Source organism: Arthrobacter sp. HMWF013 (assembly GCF_003061105.1).
GTDB lineage: Bacteria > Actinomycetota > Actinomycetes > Actinomycetales > Micrococcaceae > Arthrobacter.
In genome coordinates this window covers 1-1785 of the sequence record NZ_QAIQ01000475.1, presented here as the reverse complement: position 1 = coordinate 1785, position 1785 = coordinate 1, and the positions used below count along the sequence as shown (strand labels likewise).

Here is a 1785-nt window from a genome sequence, read left to right as displayed (position 1 = left end):
CTCCTGTGGATGGTGGTCTCCTCGCTCCGGCCCAACGAACTGATCTTCCGCGACCCCGGACTCTGGCTCAACAGCCTGGAAATGTCCAACTACACCGACGGCTGGTCGGCCCTGACCCACCCGTTCGGGCACTACATGCTCAACTCCGCAATCGTGGTCATCGGCTCCATCCTGGGCAACCTGATCTCCTGCTCCATGGCCGCCTACGCCTTCGCCCGGCTCCAGTTCACCGGCAAGAAACTGTTCTTCGGCATCATGCTGCTGACCATCATGCTGCCGTTCCACGTGGTGATCGTGCCCCAGTACATCCTGTTCTCCCAGATCGGCTGGGTGAACACCTTCTGGCCACTCCTGGTCCCCAAGCTCCTGGCCACGGACGCGTTCTTCGTCTTCCTCATGGTCCAGTTCATCCGCGGCATCCCCAAGGACCTGGACGAAGCCGCCCGGATCGACGGAGCGGGCCACCCCCGCATCTTCCTCCGCGTGATCCTGCCGCTGATGGTCCCTGCCCTGGCGACCACCACTATCTTCACCTTCATCTGGACCTGGAACGACTTCTTCGGCGCCCTGATCTACCTCACCGATCCGGACATGTTTACCGTTCCCGTCGCCCTGCGCGCGTTTGTGGACTCCCAATCAGCCACCAGCTGGGGATCACTGTTCGCGATGTCCATCGTCTCCCTGCTCCCGGTGTTCCTGGTCTTCCTCTTCGGCCAGCGGTTCCTCATCAAGGGCATCGCCACGACCGGTATCAAATAGACCGGGCGTTACGTTCCGCGGAATTACGCTCACGCCAACGGCCCGTCCCTCAGGACGGGCCGTTGGCCGTTGTGTGCCTTGCCTGTTGGCGCTGAGTTGTGCCGGCGGTTCGGTGCGGCATCCGACGTCGAAAGGCAATGTGCGTCGCTAACGGAGATCTGCCCGGGTAGCCGCTTCCGACGTCGAAAGGCAAAGTGCGTCGCTAACGGACATCCGCTAGCCGCTCCCGACGCCGAAAGGCAAAGTGCGTGCCTGGCGGATATCCGTGTCCAGCGCCGCAGCCGGTCCCGTCGTCGCGAAGGCCGTCACCGCGGATCGACCTGAACCGCACCCATGCCGCCGCCGTAGATTCATCCCCCCGTCGGTGCATTGGCTAAACGGGTCCGCAGATACCTTTGTTATTTGGCTCCCGAAACCTCTTGTAATACAAGTGCTGTACTTGTAGTATCAGATTCAAGAAAGCGTTTTCTCATATTTTCCTTCCCAGCAAATCAAGATCAAAGAAGATCGGAGTATCCAGTGCCGCTTTTTCCCCGTTCTGAGTCTGCTGCCAAGAACCACTCGGCAGAGACACCCTCCCACGGCGCAAGGCGCCGGTTCCGCAAGACCGGTGTGGTGGCAGCTGCTGCAGCCGCCGTCCTCGCCCTTAGTGCCTGCGGCGGGGGAGCTGCACCCGAGAATGCGGACGGCACGGTCGAACTGCGCTTCTCATGGTGGGGCAGCGATAAGCGCGCCCAGCTGACGCAGGCTGCCATTGCAGCGTTCGAGGCTGAGAACCCCAAGATCAAGATCAAGCCCGAATACGGTGACTGGAGCGGTTACTGGGACAAGCTGGCCACCCAGGTCGCCGCCAACGATGCGCCGGACATCATTCAGATGGACGAGAAATACATCACCGAGTACTCCAGCCGCGGGGCGCTGCTCGATCTCTCGAAATACGAGATCGACACCTCCAAGCTGGACGAAGCCGCCCTGAACGCTGGCAAGAGTGAGGACGGCCTCACCGGTATTGCCGCAGGAATCAAC

Annotated in this window: 2 protein-coding genes; both read left to right on the top strand. The window is 61.2% G+C overall.

Going from position 1 to position 1785, the window contains the following annotated elements; translation table 11 throughout:
• Positions 1-759, top strand: a 759-nt coding sequence (locus DBR22_RS17010; RefSeq protein WP_108599995.1) for a carbohydrate ABC transporter permease, incomplete at its 5' end; no start/stop codon positions are given.
• A gap of 519 nt (positions 760-1278) precedes the next feature.
• Positions 1279-1785, top strand: a 507-nt coding sequence (locus DBR22_RS17005) for an ABC transporter substrate-binding protein (protein ID WP_146187543.1), incomplete at its 3' end; no start/stop codon positions are given.